The organism is Escherichia sp. WS3063, from assembly GCF_046486595.1.
Taxonomy (GTDB): Bacteria; Pseudomonadota; Gammaproteobacteria; order Enterobacterales; family Enterobacteriaceae; genus Escherichia; species Escherichia coli.
The window spans coordinates 16,753-33,865 of record NZ_JBJQKY010000021.1 but is presented as its reverse complement, the minus strand read 5'-3'; the positions used below and the strand labels follow the sequence as shown (position 1 = coordinate 33,865).

The window sequence follows — 17,113 nt, the reverse complement described above, 5'->3', positions numbered from 1 at the left end:
CCCGACGTTATGCTTTGACTATTCCACAGGTGGTACGATCCAGTTTCCGCTGATACTGGTTACCTGTACGTGTATCATTAATCGTTATGCTGTAATTAATTCCCTCGGTAATCATTAATTTCACCGTCGGGTCAGCGCACATTTGTCGTTGATAGCTGGTTAAAAAGGCATCAGGCGTCTGCGTGGTCTGAGCACCCGCTTCGCTGATAATGGTCATTTTTACCGTCGTGCCGCTACTTTGCGCCAGCACTAAGGTATATCCCGCAGATTTAATCGGCAGGTTTTGGCTGATATTTTGCGCCTGTTTTTTCGCCAGTAAACTGGCATTTTCATTATGGCTGGCACAGCCACTTAATAATCCTGTAACGCTCAACAATAGCGATATTAATACCCTCCCTGGCATTTGTTTTATCGACATGGTAAATAATCTCTAAGGTTATTAATAAGAGTAAAAATGTCACTTCGATAATGACGTGGTTATCATTAAAACAATGCCTGTAGATAAAGTGTTGCTATACCGCCCAGACTTAAACACGGTCCAAAAGGCAGTGTGGTTGATCCTCTTTTTGTAATAACGGCATATATCAGGCCGCAGCATGAGGCGATTAAAGCAACATTGGGCAGCGACAACGCCCCCACCCAACTACCTAACGCAGCGAACAATAATACATCGCCCATGCCTAATGCTTCTTTACGCAGAACTATTCCGGCTATCCAGCGCAGAGAGTAAAAAGTGATAAACCCCACCAGTACGCCGGTGACTGCATCTTGTAGTGTTAAAGGACTCTGTTGCGCCCATGCCGCAATCAGCCCGGTCCACAATACGCCCTGAGTAAAAACATCGGGCAGCCATTGGTGATCGAGGTCGATGATGCTTGCGGCAATCAGCCAGGCGGATAATATCATCACCGCCAGCGCCCATCCACTTTCCGGCCAGACCAGACTCGCCAGCAAAAAAGCGAGTGCCGTCAATAACTCCACCAGCGGATAACGCTTGCTGATTTTCGCCTGACAGTCGCGGCAGCGCCCTTTGAGCATCAACCAGGAGAGCAGCGGAATATTGTCACGAACGCGGATAGTCTGCTGGCAATGCGGACAGTGCGAACGCGGCAGCGCAAGGCTTATTTTTGACTGCGCACTCGGCATTTCACCATGAAACTCCGCCATTTGTTGGCGCAGCATGATGGGGTAACGCCAAATCACCACATTCAAAAAACTGCCGATGATCAATCCTCCGACGGTTGCCAGTATGGGCATCGCCGCGGGGTATTGCTGAAAAACATCAAAAAGCATGGTTAAAGGTTGTTTGTTGTAACTTGCCGGATGCGGGCCTGCAGGTGTATGCCATATAGCTTTCCTCCAGGCCCGATGCGCCTTATTTCATGCCGGATGCGGCGCGAGCGCCTTATCCGGCATACAGGCTTACTCAGCTGACATCTTATGCTCGGTAACCTGATTAATGGTTTCCGGCCCTTGCTGCGGTTTCGGCAGATTAAGCGCCGCCAGCGTCTCGTAAGCCGACTGGCTCACACCGCCCTCGAAGTTCATCTCGCTCGCTCCCGGTAACTGGTAAGCATTCGCGCCCGGATTCCATTTCTTAAAGAACTCCGAAAGATCCGTCTGAGCGACCCAGGAGGCACACAGCATCAGCTTGTCGGCAGCGTTACCGTTGGATTCGGCACAGTAATTTCTTTCGCCAAACTTGGTTTTGCCAACATCATCGCCGCGTGCTTTACGGTGCATCAACTGGAACAGGTTCCAGCCTTTCATCCCTTCACGATCGCTGTAGAACTTAGGCAGGTCACCTTCTGGATACCACTGTTTGATATCAAAGTTTTTCTCTGCCCATTCCTTCAGCTGCGCGTACATCAGCAGACGGTCACCCGCACCGCCGCGCGCCCATGCCTGACCGTTGCTCTCGTTCAGATATTCCGGCGCGACGGTAATATCGTCAGCGACACGGTTCATCTTGCCGAGATAGCGATCCTGCATGTACAGCGCCAGCACGTTGTTCGCTACTTCAGTTGCGCCAGGAACAGTCAGCGGCGTTTCGGCGGCGTTGTGACCAACTTCGTGCCAGATCAGCCAGTCGTTCAGCGGCGTCGTCGGCAGCGTGGTGCTGTTCGTCGAGAAGCTGCTGTTCATTACCGGATAACCAGAGTGCGCATCACCGATGGAGATCTGCACATCGTTGGTGAAACGATGCTTGTGCCCCGTCAAGTTTTTATAGGTAAACATCCGGTGCTTACCGTCTTCATCATTACGACCGTAGAAGTCATTCATCGAGCTGGCAAAGGTATCCAGATCTTTAGCGAATTCTGCTACACCACCAGTGAAATTGCTGGCCTCAAGGTTCTTCTTCGGCGTGGTATAAACGAAAGCGTCTGATTCCAGCTCGCCCAGCGGCGCAGGGGAGTTCAGAGCGTTTTTCCATTCGCCGTCTTTATAGAACGGCGCTTTTACCACACCAGTAAAGGTGAATTCGGCTGACTCATTCTTTGGGCTGTTGCCCTTGATATAAATCAGACCACCGTAAGGCACCTTGAAGGTCACCTTATCATTGGCTTTCAGATCATAGGTTTTCGTCACTTTTGGCGGACGGTTCAGCGCGACTTCATGCTTCTCGCGTCCGGTCAGATCGTCGGCCAGCGCCACGGTGACAGTCACAGGAACTGATGCAGAAGACTCAATGGTGACCTCTTTCTGAGCCGGAGCCCACAGGCCAGTAGACTGCATGTTACCCGCAAACCATTTGGTCGGATTCGAGTACAGGCTGATGGTTTCAGTAACCTTCTCACCTTCTGCCGATACCGCTCCCGGATACTTCTCGACATCAACTTTGATGTTCAGATCCCACCAGGAACGACCCAGCATCAGGCGCGTCAGCGGTTTTTCCATATAGTTGAGCGGATAGCTCGGGTTCATCATGCCCGCTTTATTAACGCTCTTCTCGCCGTAGATCATGTTGTTATCGACCAGCGATTTTTTCAGCTCATCAGAACACTGCGTGCCGCCAGTATAGGCATCGTTGGCGTAGCAGTTCAGGAACTCGGTGAACGTTTTAAAGCCCAGCTCGTCATCCTTGTCGTTTTCATAGCGATATTCAATTTTATTCCACAGCCAGACCGACATGTTCTGGTACAGACGTTCCAGATCGACGCTGCTCAGACGCTCACCTTTGCGACCATTGGTCCGGAAGTAGAGCTCATGCTGATACAGACGCTGAATGTTGGTGCCTAAATCCGCAGCCTGCACCATCGCTTTTGCCGTGTCGGCGTTAAGGCTTAGTTGCGTATACTGTGGAACATACATGCCACCAGTAACCGGAACCCCCGTGCCAGGACGATATTCCAGACAGTTGACCTCGTAGTGGTAAGTTGGGTCCTTACACTCCTCTAATCCCTTGAATTTTTCCAGAATTTTCTTCTTCGCAGCATCCAGAGATTCAGTCGTTTTGTGGTCGGCTTCATCGATAAAGGCGAATTGAGTTACCTGTTTACCATCAACCTCTTCTTGCCAGCTGGCTACTTCTAGTTTCGGTTTCTTATCAGGCTTGTTATCAATCTGATATTTCCAGGTAACTTTTCCTGTTTTGGAATCAATGGTGTACGGCAGCTCACCCTCCACAACCGGATAACGTTCATAAACCCAAATGCCAGTCGCTCGACGCTGGCGCACGCGGTCTGGATAACCCTGCGGATCGTTATTCACCACCGACTTGTTCAGTGCCATCGACAGACCTGCGGCATCAAGCAGACGTACAAAGCCAGATGCGCTCTCTTCCTTAAGATTGCTCATCACGTTTTCCATGATCAGCACCGATCCACCTTTGTTCAGATAGGCGATCAGATCGGTCACATCCTGCTGGGTCAGCTTCGGTTTGCTGGTATCTGCACGCAGTGGGATTGCGTAAGGATCACTACCCACCTGAGTCACATATTCAAAGCCGTTAAGGATCAGCAGCGGCATTTCCTGCGGATCGAGATCGCCATAGCTACTTAAATGCTCAACAGAGATGCCCGCAAAATCCGGATGGAAGCCGAACTCAGCGCTGTTTCCTGTAACCTGACCATGACGTTTGAAATAGACAGTATCCAGGTTGGTACCTACGGTCATGCTGGCTTTCGCGTCCGGCGTCCATTTATCGTCGGACAGATAGCGCAACACGTTCTGCATAAAGTGCTTCATATCATTAGAATCACTGTTACGCGTACACTGACCGTTTTTATCAACACCGCCTTCCCAGCTGTAACCGTTCGGACAACGCAAGATGCTGTTGTAGTGCGGGTTACCGATAACCATCAGTTTGCCCTCACCGACTTGCCCCAGCGAGATAAACGGCAGGTTAAAAGTGGCAGTTTCGCGTGTCACGTTCTCCGGGCGCACAATGGAAGGCGCTTCCGTAATGTACGCCAGCTCATTTTTATCCCAGGCGCGTTTTTCGCCGAAGGCCAGCCAGTAGTTTTTATCATTACGCGCCATCAGAATCGGGAACGCCGCGTTGGAGATATTCACCACAGCTTGACCGCGCGCATTACCGGTGCTGCCATAGAAGTTGGTAGAGTCATGGAATACGTGGAACTTGCTGACAGATTTGTAACTTGTATCCACGCCCCACAGCTTGTTGATAACGCCCTGAATCTGGCCGTCATTAACATTGCGTGCTGTCAACGAGAACCAACGCTGAGAGTTGCAGCCCCCAAGGGAGTCACAAATCGCCGTATCAATCTCTTTAGCCTGCCCGGATTCAAACTGCTCAAGAAATTCGTTTGTCCGCTCAAAGGTTTGATCGCCTTCGCTCAACGCCTCGCCATTGGATAACGAGAGATTGATAATCTCGTTGATTACGTTGGGATACTCGGCAAAGACCTTACGCACTACGTCCGGCACTTCACGCTCATCATTTTTTCCGGCCTGGGAGTAACGATGAATAAGCTGATCAATATTCGCGCCGCGAACTTCGTCACCCAGTTCAGTCAACGCAATGGTCGACTTATTGCCGCGCACTGAGCCCAGTTCAAAGGTGTCGATACCAAAGGAGATGGTTTCGCCCCAGCTGAAGTTGAATTTGCCGTTTTCGCCAGTTACGCCACGGCCTGAGCTGGTGTAGTAATTTACGCCAACCACACCATTGCCCATGCTATCTACCAGTCGGCCTTCGGAGAGAATTATTTCAGTGGGTTGATACTGATAAAACTGTTCCGCGTTAGCCGACACGAAGGAAGCGTTCAGATCCGGTTTTGTTCCCGGCGTGGTGACAGGCACGACCGGTGAGGTATGAGTGGATGGCGCTTTATCGGTCGCAGCATTGTTTTCCACCTCTTCATTGACCAGCTTTTTGAACTCTTCCGGTGCCAGATCGATTTGCTTATACAGCGAGTCGAAACGTTTACTCTCGATCACTGAGGAGAACGTCAGGCAAACCTGTTCTGTATTCGCCGGACAGCTGTTACTGGACGTTACCAGCGAAACCGCATTGCTTTTCTTGTCATCGGAAGCCGCCAGTTCTTGCGCGTCCTCAAGACTAAACGACACTTTTTCAACCGCACGCAGGCTACGCGCAGCTTCTGACTGAGTGTTGAAGGTGGCAATTGTCGTGTTGTTCCCTGCCACACAGGTGACTTTGTCGCCTGGCGTAAAGGTAAAGCCATCGCTGGATTCACCATTACAAGTAGCACCAGTTATCCGCTGGCTTCCGCCCAGAGTCAGATAACCCGTTTTCGTAGGAACAGGTTCTGGCTCCGGTTCTGGTGTTGGCTCAGGATCAGGTGTCGGTTCCGGCGTAGGTTCTGGGTCCGGCGTTGGCTCAGGCGTCGGCTCCGGGTTTGGTGTTGGATCAGGTTTCACTTCCGGCAAAGACCCTGTTCCAGAATCTACAGGCGGCGTATCGGAGGAAGATCCGGAGCCACCGCCATCACAACCAGCTAACAGGGTTGCACTCAAAATAGCCGCTAAAAGCGATTTCTTATATTTAAATTTCTTATTCATTAATAACGCAAGTGACAAAACAAAGTTAAAAGATTCGTAACCGGGGAAATAGTTTTATGCTTTATCTTCTTTAATAACTTCCTCCATTCTTAAGAAAACGGCATCATTGATAGAAAAACAGGTGAAATTTATAAGAATAACCCCTATTCGATGTCTGGCTGGTTATTTTTACGAAATTTCAATAAACAAAAAATTAACAACCTTTCACAACGTAACTATATAAATTTGTTGGTAGTTTTAACGATTAAGATTGCAAAAGCAACAGATAGAACGGTGTTTGCTCATCAAGCGAACATAATTAATACTGACTTGTTTTGCGTGATAAATAATAGATGTTCTCACGCTCTTAATTATTTAGCATGTTATCTGAACGCGAAACATTATTGCCACATGGATAATAAAGCGGGAAATAATTTTCTATTAATAAGACAGAGTAATGTAAACGAAGCCGGATGATATTAACGATCATCCGGCTTTATTGACTTACGAAACTAACATCCCGGTAAACACATACGCCTGCAACAGCGTGATAATGCCGATCACACTGGCAAAGATCAGACTGTGCTTCACGGTGTAGCGGAACAGTTCAGATTCTCGGCCCACCATGCCCGTCGCGGCGCAGGCCACGGCGATAGATTGCGGGGAGATCATCTTGCCAGTTACGCCGCCGCTGGTATTTGCTGCCACCAGCAGAGTGTCAGAGACGTTGATTTGCTGCGCCGTGGTCGATTGCAGTGAACCAAACAGGGCGTTAGAGGAGGTGTCCGAGCCGGTAAGGAATACGCCCAGCCAGCCGAGAAACGGTGAGAAAAACGGGAACATCACGCCTGTACCTGCCAGTACCAGCGCCAGCGTGGTGGACATACCGGAATAGTTGGTGACGAAGGCGAACGCCAGCACCATGCCAATCGACAATATCGGCCACTTCAGACTAATTAGCGTTTCGGCAAAGACGCCAATCCCTTTCTTGATGCCCACGCCGAGGATGAAGATAGAGATAATCGCCGCAATAAAAATAGCGGTGCCGCCAGCCGAGAGAGGGTCGAATTTAAACACCGCATCCATTGGCGTTGGTTGGGCGACAATGGGTGCCGCTTTCAACACTTGTTGATGCAAATGAGGGATCTGGAAATTAATCACCAGTGAATAAAACGCGCCGCCCGGAGCAAATAACGCTTTAAACGGCTTCATGGTCCAGATGGTGACCAGCACCGTTAAGATTAAAAACGGTGACCACGCACGAATGATTTGCCCCAGACTATATTCTGAAGGCACGGGACCGCCAGAAGATGGTTTATTCACCACCATCGCACCTGCGGATTGTCCCATGCTGATTGCCGTTTCGGTATTTTTCGGCCGCCAGACTTTAAGGAATAAAGCGAGTGAGACGATACTCACCAGCGCCGAAGTAATATCCGGCAGTTCCGGACCAATATAGTTAGAGGTAAAGAACTGAGTGACAGCGAAGCTTCCCCCAGCAACCAGCGCCGCTGGCCACGTCTCTTTCACCCCTTTCCAGCCGTCCATCATTGCTACCAGCCAGAACGGCACAAGAACCGACAGGAACGGTAACTGACGTCCCGCCATTGCGCCAATGTGGAACGGATCGATTCCCGTTACCTGACCGGCGACCAGAATCGGCACGCCCAACGCACCAAACGCCACCGGCGCAGTGTTGGCAATCAGACACAGCCCCGCCGCGTATAACGGTTTGAAGCCCAGGCCCACCAGCAGCGCACCGGTAATCGCCACCGGCGCACCAAAGCCAGCCGCCCCTTCCAGCAACGCGCCAAAGGAGAAACCAATCAGTAACACCTGCAAACGCTGATCGTCGGTGATGGAGATAACCGAGCTGCGGATAATATCGAACTGGCCGCTGGCAACGGTTAATTTATACAGGAATACCGCCGCGACAATAATCCACGCAATAGGCCATAAACCATAAATAAAGCCATAGCCCGCAGCAGCAAATGCCATATCAATTGGCATTTTAAAGGCGAATATCGCAATCAGAATAGATAATATAAGGGTTATTGCTCCGGCGACATGTCCTTTCAGACGTAATACCGCGAGTGCAACGAAGAAGAATATTATCGGGATCAGGGCGACCAGAGCGGATAGCCCCAGTCCTCCCATCGGCATATACATTTGGGTCCAGGTAACCATATTGTTCAGTCTCTTATTATCTTTATATGCTTGATATACTTAAGGTTGTAATAAGCAAAAGAGGACTGAACTGTAAAATATAGGCGTTATACTTTACAGCAACAGTACGCTGCTAACGCAATTGCTACCTCTGGCATAACAAGTATATCGGGTAAGGGTTTCTGTTCCGCACACGCAGGCGCAGAGTATCGTTAAGATGTCCATATTGTTGTTTTAGGCCCGCTAGTAATGCGCTACGGGTATTTAATATTGTTAAACCCTGATAATCGCTCCGGTTATTTCCGGGATAAATGTACTACCGCAGTTACTATCATAGCCCCGACAATAAAACTTGCCGGGGCTTTTTTGACGCTATTAATGACTTTCTTTTTCGCGTAAACGCCAGGCGTGTAATAACGGTTCGGTATAGCCGTTTGGCTGTTTCACGCCGAGGAAGATTAAATCGCTGGCAGCTTTAAAAGCACACGAGTTAGCGAAATTCCCCGCCATCGGACGATAAGCCGGATCGCCAGCGTTTTGCTGATCAACCACTTTCGCCATATTCTCCAGCGACGCCTGCACCTGTTCTTTGGTCAGAATACCGTGACGTAACCAGTTGGCGATATGCTGGCTGGAGATACGCAACGTTGCACGGTCTTCCATCAGCGCCACATTGTGAATATCCGGCACTTTTGAACAACCAATCCCCTGCTCCACCCAACGCACCACGTAACCCAGAATCCCCTGTACGTTGTTATCCAGCTCTTGTTGGATCTCTTGTGCCGACCAGTTAGCGTTTTCAGCCACCGGAATAGTCAGCAGATCGTCCAGCAGCGGTTCAAATTCAGCATTGAACTCGGTCTGGGCAATGTTGGCTTGCACGCTCTGTACGTTGGTTTGATGGTAGTGCAGCGCATGGAGCGTAGCAGCGGTTGGTGACGGAACCCAGGCCGTGTTCGCCCCGGCACGTAACTGATCGCCCTTCTGGCTGTACATGTCCGCCATCAGGTCCGGCATTGCCCACATGCCTTTACCAATTTGCGCTTTACCGCGCAGCCCACAGAACAGACCGGAAAGCACGTTATTACGCTCGTAGGCTTTGATCCAAGGCGTCGATTTCATCTGATTTTTACGCAGCATCGGGCCAGCTTCCATCACCGAATGCATTTCATCGCCGGTACGATCGAGGAAACCGGTATTGATGAACGCCACTCGGTTGCGCGCCTGAGCGATACAGCTACGCAAGTTCAGCGAGGTCCGACGTTCTTCATCCATAATGCCCATTTTCAGGGTATTCGGTGCCATACCGAGCATTGTCTCAATGCGGGTAAACAGTTTGTTGGCGAACGCCACTTCCAGCGGACCGTGCATTTTCGGTTTCACAATATAGACGCTGCCAGTGCGCGAGTTTTTCTGCACTTTTAAATCATAGAGGGCAATCGCGCCAGTCATGACGCCATCAAGAATGCCTTCCGGGATTTCATTGCCTTCGCTGTCCCAAATCACAGGAATGGTCATCAAATGACCCACGTTGCGGATAAACAGCAGCGAGCGTCCGTGCAGAGAAATTTCAGAGCCATCGGCGGCGGTGTAATGACGATCGTCATTCAGTTTACGCACGATTTGTCGACCGTTTTTCTCCATTTTCTCTTGCAGAGTCCCCTGCATCAGGCCCAGCAGGTTGCGGTACAGCAGGATTTTATCTTCCGCATCAACCGCCGCGACCGAATCTTCGCAGTCGAGAATGGTACTGATGGCCGCTTCGACGATAACATCGTTGATGTGCGCCGGATCGTCTTTGCCAATCCGCCCGTTGGCATCAATTTGCAGTTCAATATGCAGGCCGTTATTTTTCAGCAAAATGCAGGTCGGCGCAGCGGCATCGCCACGGTAACCGACAAACTGCGCAGGGGTACGTAACGTGGTTTCTTTACCATTTTTCAACTGGATGCGTAATTGTTTATCGACCACCTTAAACGCCACCACATCCTGATAGCTGCCGTTTTCCAGCGGTAGTGATTCATCGAGGAAACGCCGAACCCAGGCGATAACCTGCTCACCACGCTGCGGATCGTAGCCGCTGACCATCGCCCCTTCCTGCGGGATGATGTCGCTGCCGTATAACGCATCGTACAGTGAGCCCCAGCGAGCGTTCGCCGCGTTCAGCGCGTAGCGGGCGTTCATTGCCGGAACCACCAGCTGTGGCCCCGCCTGACTGGTGATTTCGCTGTCAATGCCCGTGGTTTCCACCGTTACGCGCTCCGGTTGCGGCACCAGGTAGCCCAGTTCACGCAGGAAAGATTTATAGGCCGCTTTATCTTTTACCGGCCCCGGATTGCTGCGATGCCACTCATCAAGCGCCGCCTGAATGCGATCGCGTTCTGCCAGCAACTGACGATTTTCTGGTGCCAGATCGTGAACGATCTCATCAAAATTGCGCCAGAACGCCGCAGCGTCCAACCCTGTTCCCGGTAAAACTTCTTCATCCACAAAACGTTTAAAATTGGCGTTAATGCGTAAACGGCCCTGGGTTATGGTTTGACTCATTGTTTCTCTCCTCGTTTTCGCTTATTTCGCCAACACCGCTGCTGCCGCTTTCGCGACCTGCGCATCCTGTGCTCCGGTTAAACCAGAAACGCCCACGGCACCAATAATTTGCCCATCCACAACAACCGGTACGCCACCTTCCAGCGACGTCAGTAACGGCGCAGTCACGAACGCGGTACGTCCGTTGTTCACCATCTCTTCATAGCCCTTAGTTTCACGACGCCCCAGCGCGGCGGTACGCGCTTTCTCCTGGGAGATGTAAGCCGCAATCGGCGCGCAATCGTCCATGCGACTTAACGCCAGCAGATGACCGCCGTCATCGGCAACAGCAATGGAAACAGACCAGTTATTTTTCTGCGCCTCTTCCTGACCTGCGGCAATAATTGCACTCGCCATTTGCTGGCTAAGAATGACTTTAGTTTTCATTTTGTTATTCCTTTTCAAGGGCTTGTTCTACAATTTCAATCCAGTGACGCACAGAGGTACGACCGGCGCTCGCCAGATGCGTCTGGCAACCAATGTTGGCGGTGACGATCATTTCCGGTTTGCCGCTTTCCAGCGCATTCATTTTGTTATCCCGCAGCTGGCGCGCCAGATCGGGATGCGTTAACGCATATGTTCCCGCCGACCCGCAGCACAGATGGCTGTCGGGAACGTCCGTTAAGGTAAATCCAAGACGAAGCAACACTTTTTCCACTTCGCCGTTCAGCTTTTGCGCATGTTGTAGGGTACACGGGCAGTGGAAGGCCAGTTTTTTATCGCCGCGAATTGCCAGTTTTTCCAGCGGTTCCTCGCGCAGAAGTTCGACTAAATCGACCGCCAGCTCACTGACCTGACGCGCTTTATCGGCATACAACGCATCGTTTTTCAGCATCTGCCCATACTCTTTGACAAACGCGCCGCAGCCGCTGGCAGTCTGCAAAATAGCCTCGGCACCTGCTTCAATCGCGGGCCACCAGGCATCAATATTATTGCGCGCCCGCGCTAACCCTTTCTCTTGCGCATTAAGATGATAGTCCACCGCGCCACAACAGCCTGCTTCGTTAGCTGGCGTCACGCTGATCCCCAGACGATCCAGCACTCGCGCAGTTGCCGCGTTGGTGTTGGGCGAAAGCGTAGGCTGGGCGCAGCCTTCCAGCATTAAAACCCGACGCTTATGGCGCAGCGGTGGACGCGGTTTAGCTTTCACGGTTTCAGCAGGCAGTTTTGCTCTGACCTGTTCCGGTAAAAACGGTCGCAGCACCAGCCCTACCTGCGTCAGCGCACGGAAGACCGCCGGACGCGGCACTACCTGGCGCAATCCTTCGCGCAGCATTCGCTCCGGCAGTGGGCGTTTCACTTTCTGCTCGACAATATCACGCCCGATATCCAGCAAATTGTGATAGCGCACACCAGAAGGACAGGTGGTTTCACAATTGCGGCAAGTGAGACAGCGATCGAGATGTTCCTGCGTTTTAAGCGTGACGTCGTTGCCTTCCAGCACCTGTTTAATCAGATAGATGCGCCCGCGCGGCCCGTCCAGTTCATCGCCCAGAAGCTGATAGGTTGGGCAGGTTGCGGTACAAAATCCGCAGTGAACACAGGCGCGCAGGATGCTGTCGGCTTCCAGCGCGCGCGCGTTCTGCCGCATCTCTTCAGTTAATTGGGTTTGCATAGCCTGCTCCTCAAAGTTCCGCGTACATGCGACCGGGGTTAAACACGCCGCAAGGGTCGAGCTGCTGTTTAAGCTGCTGGTGATAGCGGAATAAAGGAGCCGGTAGCGGGGCAAAGCCACCATCTCCGGCACTAAAGCGGGTCGCATGACCGCCAGCGTTGCGGGCGATGCGATGGATTTGATTGTCATCGGCTGTCGATTTCAGCCAGCGTAGCGCCCCGCCCCAGTCGATCAGTTGCTCGCCGGGTAAATCTATCATCGGCGCATCGCTGGGTAAGGAAATGCGCCATAAGGTACCTGGTAACGAGAAGAACGGCAGTTGTTGTTCACGCAATTGCTGCCAGAACTGACCCGCAACCTCTTCGCCCCCCAGCAGTTCACGCGCTGCTTTTACCGATCCTTCGCCGCCCTCAAGGCGGATCCACAACGCATTGTCGAAGTAACATAAGCCACTAATGGGTAATGGCTGGAGTTGCCACTGGGCGATTTCATTCATGGCTTCTTGCAGGCTGATTTCCCGACGCAGACTCAGGGTGGCGCGTGGTCGCGGTAACACTTTCATCGAGATTTCAGTGAGCACACCCAGACAACCGTAGCTTCCGGCCATTAACCGTGAGAGATCGTATCCGGCAACGTTTTTCATCACTTCGCCACCAAAACGCAGATGTTTTCCAGTGCCGGTAATGATGCGCGTGCCGAGGACAAAATCGCGGACCGAACCGCTCCACGGGCGACGCGGCCCCGCCAGCCCGCAGGCGACCATCCCGCCCCAGGTGGCTTCTTCACCATAATGTGGCGGCTCGCAGGGGAGCATTTGCCCGGCGCTCTCCAGCGCCGCTTCAATCGCCACCAGCGGCGTTCCGGCACGAGCGGTTATCACCAGCTCGGTCGGGTCGTAATTAACAATGCCGCGATGACAACGCACATCCAGCGTTTGCCCGGTGACAGGACGACCTAAAAAGGCTTTGCTATTGCTGCCCTGAATCACCAGCGGCGTTTTATCGCTAATCGCCTGATTCACCTGCTCCAGCAGCGCCTGGCTGTAATCACACTCGCGTAGCATCAGAAACGCTCCAGTTCAGGGAAAGGTAAATGACCGTGATGCACATGCATGGCACCAAATTCAGCACAGCGGTGTAGCGTGGGAATGTTTTTCCCAGGGTTCAGCAAACCATCGGGATCAAACGCCGCCTTGACCGCATGGAAGATCGTGATTTCATCGCTGTTGAACTGGGCGCACATTTGATTGATTTTTTCGCGCCCAATGCCATGTTCCCCACTGATGCTGCCGCCAACTTCAACGCAGAGTTCGAGGATCTTCCCGCCCAGCTCTTCCGCGCGGGCAAATTCACCGGGTTCGTTGGCATCGAAAAGGATTAACGGGTGCATGTTGCCGTCTCCGGCATGAAAGACGTTGGCAACGCGTAAATCATATTGCTGCGATAAACGGGCAATGCCTTCCAGTACGCCAGGCAGCGCGCGGCGTGGGATGGTGCCATCCATACAGTAGTAATCCGGGGAAATGCGCCCCACTGCCGGGAAGGCGTTCTTGCGGCCGGCCCAGAAACGTACGCGCTCTGCTTCGTCCTGTGCCAGACGGACGTCAGTCGCGCCCGCTTTCAACAAGATGTCGTTAACTCGCTCGCAGTCTTCCTGTACGTCAGACTCCACGCCGTCCAGCTCGCACAATAAAATCGCTTCGGCATCGACGGGATAACCGGCATGTATAAAATCTTCCGCCGCGCGAATCGACAGGTTATCCATCATCTCCAGCCCGCCGGGGATAATGCCATTGGCGATGATGTCACCAACCGCAAGTCCGGCTTTTTCTACCGAGTCAAAGCTGGCTAACAGCACCCGCGCCACGGGCGGCTTCGGCAGCAGTTTTACCGTCACTTCGGTGGTCACGCCGAGCATACCTTCCGATCCGGTAAACAGCGCCAGCAGGTCAAAACCAGGCGAATCCAGCGCGTCCGATCCCAGCGTCAGCGCCTCGCCATCCAGCGTTTGCACTTCAATTTTCAGCAGGTTATGTACGGTTAGACCATATTTCAGGCAGTGAACGCCACCGGCATTTTCCGCCACATTGCCGCCAATCGAACAGGCGATTTGTGAGGACGGATCCGGCGCGTAATAGAGATTATGCGGCGCAACGGCCTGGGAGATCGCCAGGTTACGCACGCCCGGCTGCACGCGCGCACGGCGACCAACGGGGTTAATGTCGAGGATCTCTTTAAAGCGCGCCATCACCAACAACACACCTTTTTCCAGCGGCAGCGCGCCACCAGAAAGCCCGGTGCCTGCACCACGGGTCACCACCGGTACACGCAGGCGGTGACAAACAGCCAGAATCGCTGTCACCTGTTCCATTTGCTTAGGCAGAACAACCAGTAATGGACGCGTGCGATACGCGCTCAACCCGTCACACTCGTAAGGAATGATCTCCTCATCGGTATGCAGGATCTCCAGTCCAGGGACATGCTCACGCAGTGCCATCAGTACCGATGTGCGGTCGACATCGGGTAAAGCGCCATCAAGACGCTCTTCGTACAAGATGCTCATGAGTAGGCTTCGCTTTGTTGTGTTGTGTGGCAGCTGATTTTTGCGCGCTGCTTCTGTGAACAGTTATTAAGCGGGCTTTTCGTTTTCGTCTATCTCTTTAGCTACCGGTCAGACCATTTTTTTTCCAGCTCTGTGACCTTGTCTTGGTTAACTTAATGTTAAATTGATGTAACATAATCACTTACGTGATGTGCGTGTTTTGCGAGTTAAGAACAGAAAAATTGGTCCTACCTGTGCACGAGGTCCGGGAATGAAAGATGAACGTCGCCCTATTTGCGAAGTGGTTGCAGAGAGTATCGAACGGTTAATTATCGACGGCGTACTGAAGGTCGGTCAGCCGCTTCCCTCGGAACGTCGACTGTGTGAAAAGCTCGGCTTCTCACGCTCCGCACTGCGTGAAGGGCTGACCGTGCTGCGCGGGCGCGGGATTATTGAAACGGCGCAGGGTCGCGATTCTCGTGTCGCACGGCTTAATCGGGTGCAGGACACCAGCCCGCTGATCCATCTGTTCAGTACGCAGCCGCGAACGCTGTACGATCTGCTCGACGTTCGCGCATTACTGGAGGGCGAATCGGCAAGGCTGGCGGCAACGCTGGGAACGCAGGCTGATTTTGTTGTGATAACCCGCTGTTATGAAAAAATGCTCGCCGCCAGTGAGAACAATAAAGAGATTTCGCTGATCGAACATGCGCAGTTGGATCACGCTTTCCATCTCGCCATTTGTCAGGCTTCTCACAATCAGGTGCTGGAGTTTACGCTGCAATCATTGACCGACCTGATGTTTAATTCGGTGTTTGCCAGCGTAAATAATCTCTACCATCGACCACAGCAAAAAAAGCAGATCGATCGCCAGCATGCGCGGATCTACAACGCGGTGTTGCAGCGGCTGCCGCACGTCGCCCAGCGCGCAGCACGCGATCATGTGCGGACCGTGAAAAAGAATCTCCACGATATCGAGCTGGAAGGCCACCATTTGATTCGCTCGGCGGTGCCGCTGGAGATGAAGCAGGGGTGACTGCCATCAAATCTGCTTTTCATACAATCGGTAACGCTTGTACGGCTCCGCCCCAATGCGTTCCAGCATGTTATTCATGCCTGTATTGGTTTCGAGGATCCATGACATCTCCAGCGCATCGATCTTCCGGCGGGCAAACGGATCGCGTAAGGCTTCAATCAATAACAACGCAATCACCGGGCCGATGCGGCTGAACTGATACTCGTCCCGCACGCCCATCAGCGGTACTCGCGCAGTTCGCACACCGCTGACTTTTAAACGCCACAGCAATTTTGCCCAGCCGAAGGGAAAGAGCGATCCGTTCAGATCGGCAATCGCCTCGTTGATGTTTGGCAAGCCGACAATAAACGCGCAGGGTGCAGAATCAATCTCAGCGATGTAGATCATATCGTCCGGCACCAGATATTTAAGTTGGTCGCCCATGGTCGCGAATTCATGTTCGGTAAACGGCACAAATCCCCAGTTGTGCTGCCAGCCAGAGTTGAAAATCTCACGCAGGATCTGCATCTCTTCGGCAAACCGCTGGCGATTGATGCAGCGAATGGTCACCTTCTTACGCACCTGATCCATCAGTTTTTTTAGCGCCGGAGAGAAAGTGAGACCGGTTCGCTGCATCCACCACGCCAGTAAATCAATGCCTTTGTGATAACCCAGTTGTTCAATATGCGCGGCATACCACGGTTTACCGTGCGGCATCATCGCACAGGGAGGTGTGTCAAAACCTTCAATCAGTAATCCGCTTTCCTGATTGATATTCAGGCTGAAAGGCCCGCTGATCTTACTTGCACCTTGTGACTTCAACCACGCTTCCGCTGCGCCAAACAACGCGGCAAAAACCTGCGGATCATCAATGGCGTCAATCATGCCGAAATGACCGGTATCTTTGCCGTAACGCTCGCGGTGCAAGGTATCTATTTGCGCGGTAATACGCCCAACTATCTGCCCCGCTTTTTTTGCCACCCACGCCTGCCAGATGATATGGTCCGTCCCCGGATTTTTCGCAGACAAATGCTCGTTGCGTTCAATGAATAAAGGGGGTATCCAGTTTGGATCGTCGGGATAAAGTGATGACGGAAAAGCGATAAATGCCTTAAGGTCATTTTTATTAATTACTTTTTCAATTTTAATCATCAGCAGATCGCATTCCATAGTTCTGTGGGTAACAAATAATTAACGGTGACAAACAGGTTGCAACAGCAACG

11 protein-coding genes are annotated in these 17,113 nt (G+C 52.1%); 1 reads left to right on the top strand and 10 read right to left on the bottom strand.

Translation table 11 applies throughout. The features are described from left to right. Nucleotides 1–7: 7 nt before the first annotated feature. The 9 genes from gspS2 to glcD all read right to left on the bottom strand — a co-directional run bounded on the left by gspS2 (nt 8) and on the right by glcD (nt 14,896). Nucleotides 8–418: a type II secretion system pilot lipoprotein GspS-beta gene (gene gspS2, locus ACJHYW_RS18370; RefSeq protein WP_001309757.1), complete on the bottom strand. Its 411-nt coding sequence runs from the start codon at nt 416–418 to the stop codon at nt 8–10. Between the two features lie 65 nt (nt 419–483). After that, complete coding sequence (gene pppA, locus ACJHYW_RS18365) at nt 484–1,293, bottom strand: prepilin peptidase PppA (protein WP_022646108.1); 810 nt, start codon at nt 1,291–1,293, stop codon at nt 484–486. 129 nt (nt 1,294–1,422) lie between these two features. After that, nucleotides 1,423–5,988 (bottom strand): lipoprotein metalloprotease SslE, encoded by a 4,566-nt coding sequence (gene sslE / locus ACJHYW_RS18360; protein WP_022646109.1) that lies wholly within the window; start codon nt 5,986–5,988, stop codon nt 1,423–1,425. Between the two features lie 483 nt (nt 5,989–6,471). Continuing rightward, nucleotides 6,472–8,154 carry a glycolate permease GlcA gene (glcA, locus tag ACJHYW_RS18355; protein ID WP_000259302.1) on the bottom strand — a complete coding sequence of 561 codons (1,683 nt, stop codon included), beginning with the start codon at nt 8,152–8,154 and terminating at the stop codon, nt 6,472–6,474. Nucleotides 8,155–8,508: 354 nt separating this feature from the next. Continuing rightward, nucleotides 8,509–10,680, bottom strand: a complete 2,172-nt coding sequence (glcB, locus tag ACJHYW_RS18350) for a malate synthase G (RefSeq protein WP_022646110.1) — start codon at nt 10,678–10,680, stop codon at nt 8,509–8,511. 21 nt (nt 10,681–10,701) lie between these two features. After that, complete coding sequence (locus ACJHYW_RS18345) at nt 10,702–11,106, bottom strand: GlcG family protein (RefSeq protein ID WP_000853256.1); 405 nt, start codon at nt 11,104–11,106, stop codon at nt 10,702–10,704. 4 nt (nt 11,107–11,110) lie between these two features. Beyond that, nucleotides 11,111–12,334, bottom strand: coding sequence for a glycolate oxidase subunit GlcF (glcF, locus tag ACJHYW_RS18340; protein ID WP_022646111.1), 1,224 nt, complete (start codon nt 12,332–12,334; stop codon nt 11,111–11,113). 10 nt (nt 12,335–12,344) lie between these two features. Next, nucleotides 12,345–13,397 (bottom strand): glycolate oxidase subunit GlcE, encoded by a 1,053-nt coding sequence (gene glcE / locus ACJHYW_RS18335; protein WP_000943088.1) that lies wholly within the window; start codon nt 13,395–13,397, stop codon nt 12,345–12,347. Then, nucleotides 13,397–14,896 carry a glycolate oxidase subunit GlcD gene (glcD, locus tag ACJHYW_RS18330; protein WP_022646112.1) on the bottom strand — a complete coding sequence of 500 codons (1,500 nt, stop codon included), beginning with the start codon at nt 14,894–14,896 and terminating at the stop codon, nt 13,397–13,399. Before glcD ends, glcE begins: the two co-directional genes overlap by 1 nt. 250 nt (nt 14,897–15,146) lie before the next feature. On the opposite strand from glcD, the gene glcC reads away from it, so the two are divergent. Then, complete coding sequence (gene glcC, locus ACJHYW_RS18325; protein WP_001305094.1) at nt 15,147–15,911, top strand: transcriptional regulator GlcC; 765 nt, start codon at nt 15,147–15,149, stop codon at nt 15,909–15,911. A 6-nt stretch (nt 15,912–15,917) separates the two neighbouring features. On the opposite strand, the gene yghO is transcribed toward glcC, so the two are convergent. After that, nucleotides 15,918–17,060 carry a protein YghO gene (yghO, locus tag ACJHYW_RS18320; protein ID WP_022646113.1) on the bottom strand — a complete coding sequence of 381 codons (1,143 nt, stop codon included), beginning with the start codon at nt 17,058–17,060 and terminating at the stop codon, nt 15,918–15,920. Between the last annotated feature and the right edge of the window lie 53 nt (nt 17,061–17,113).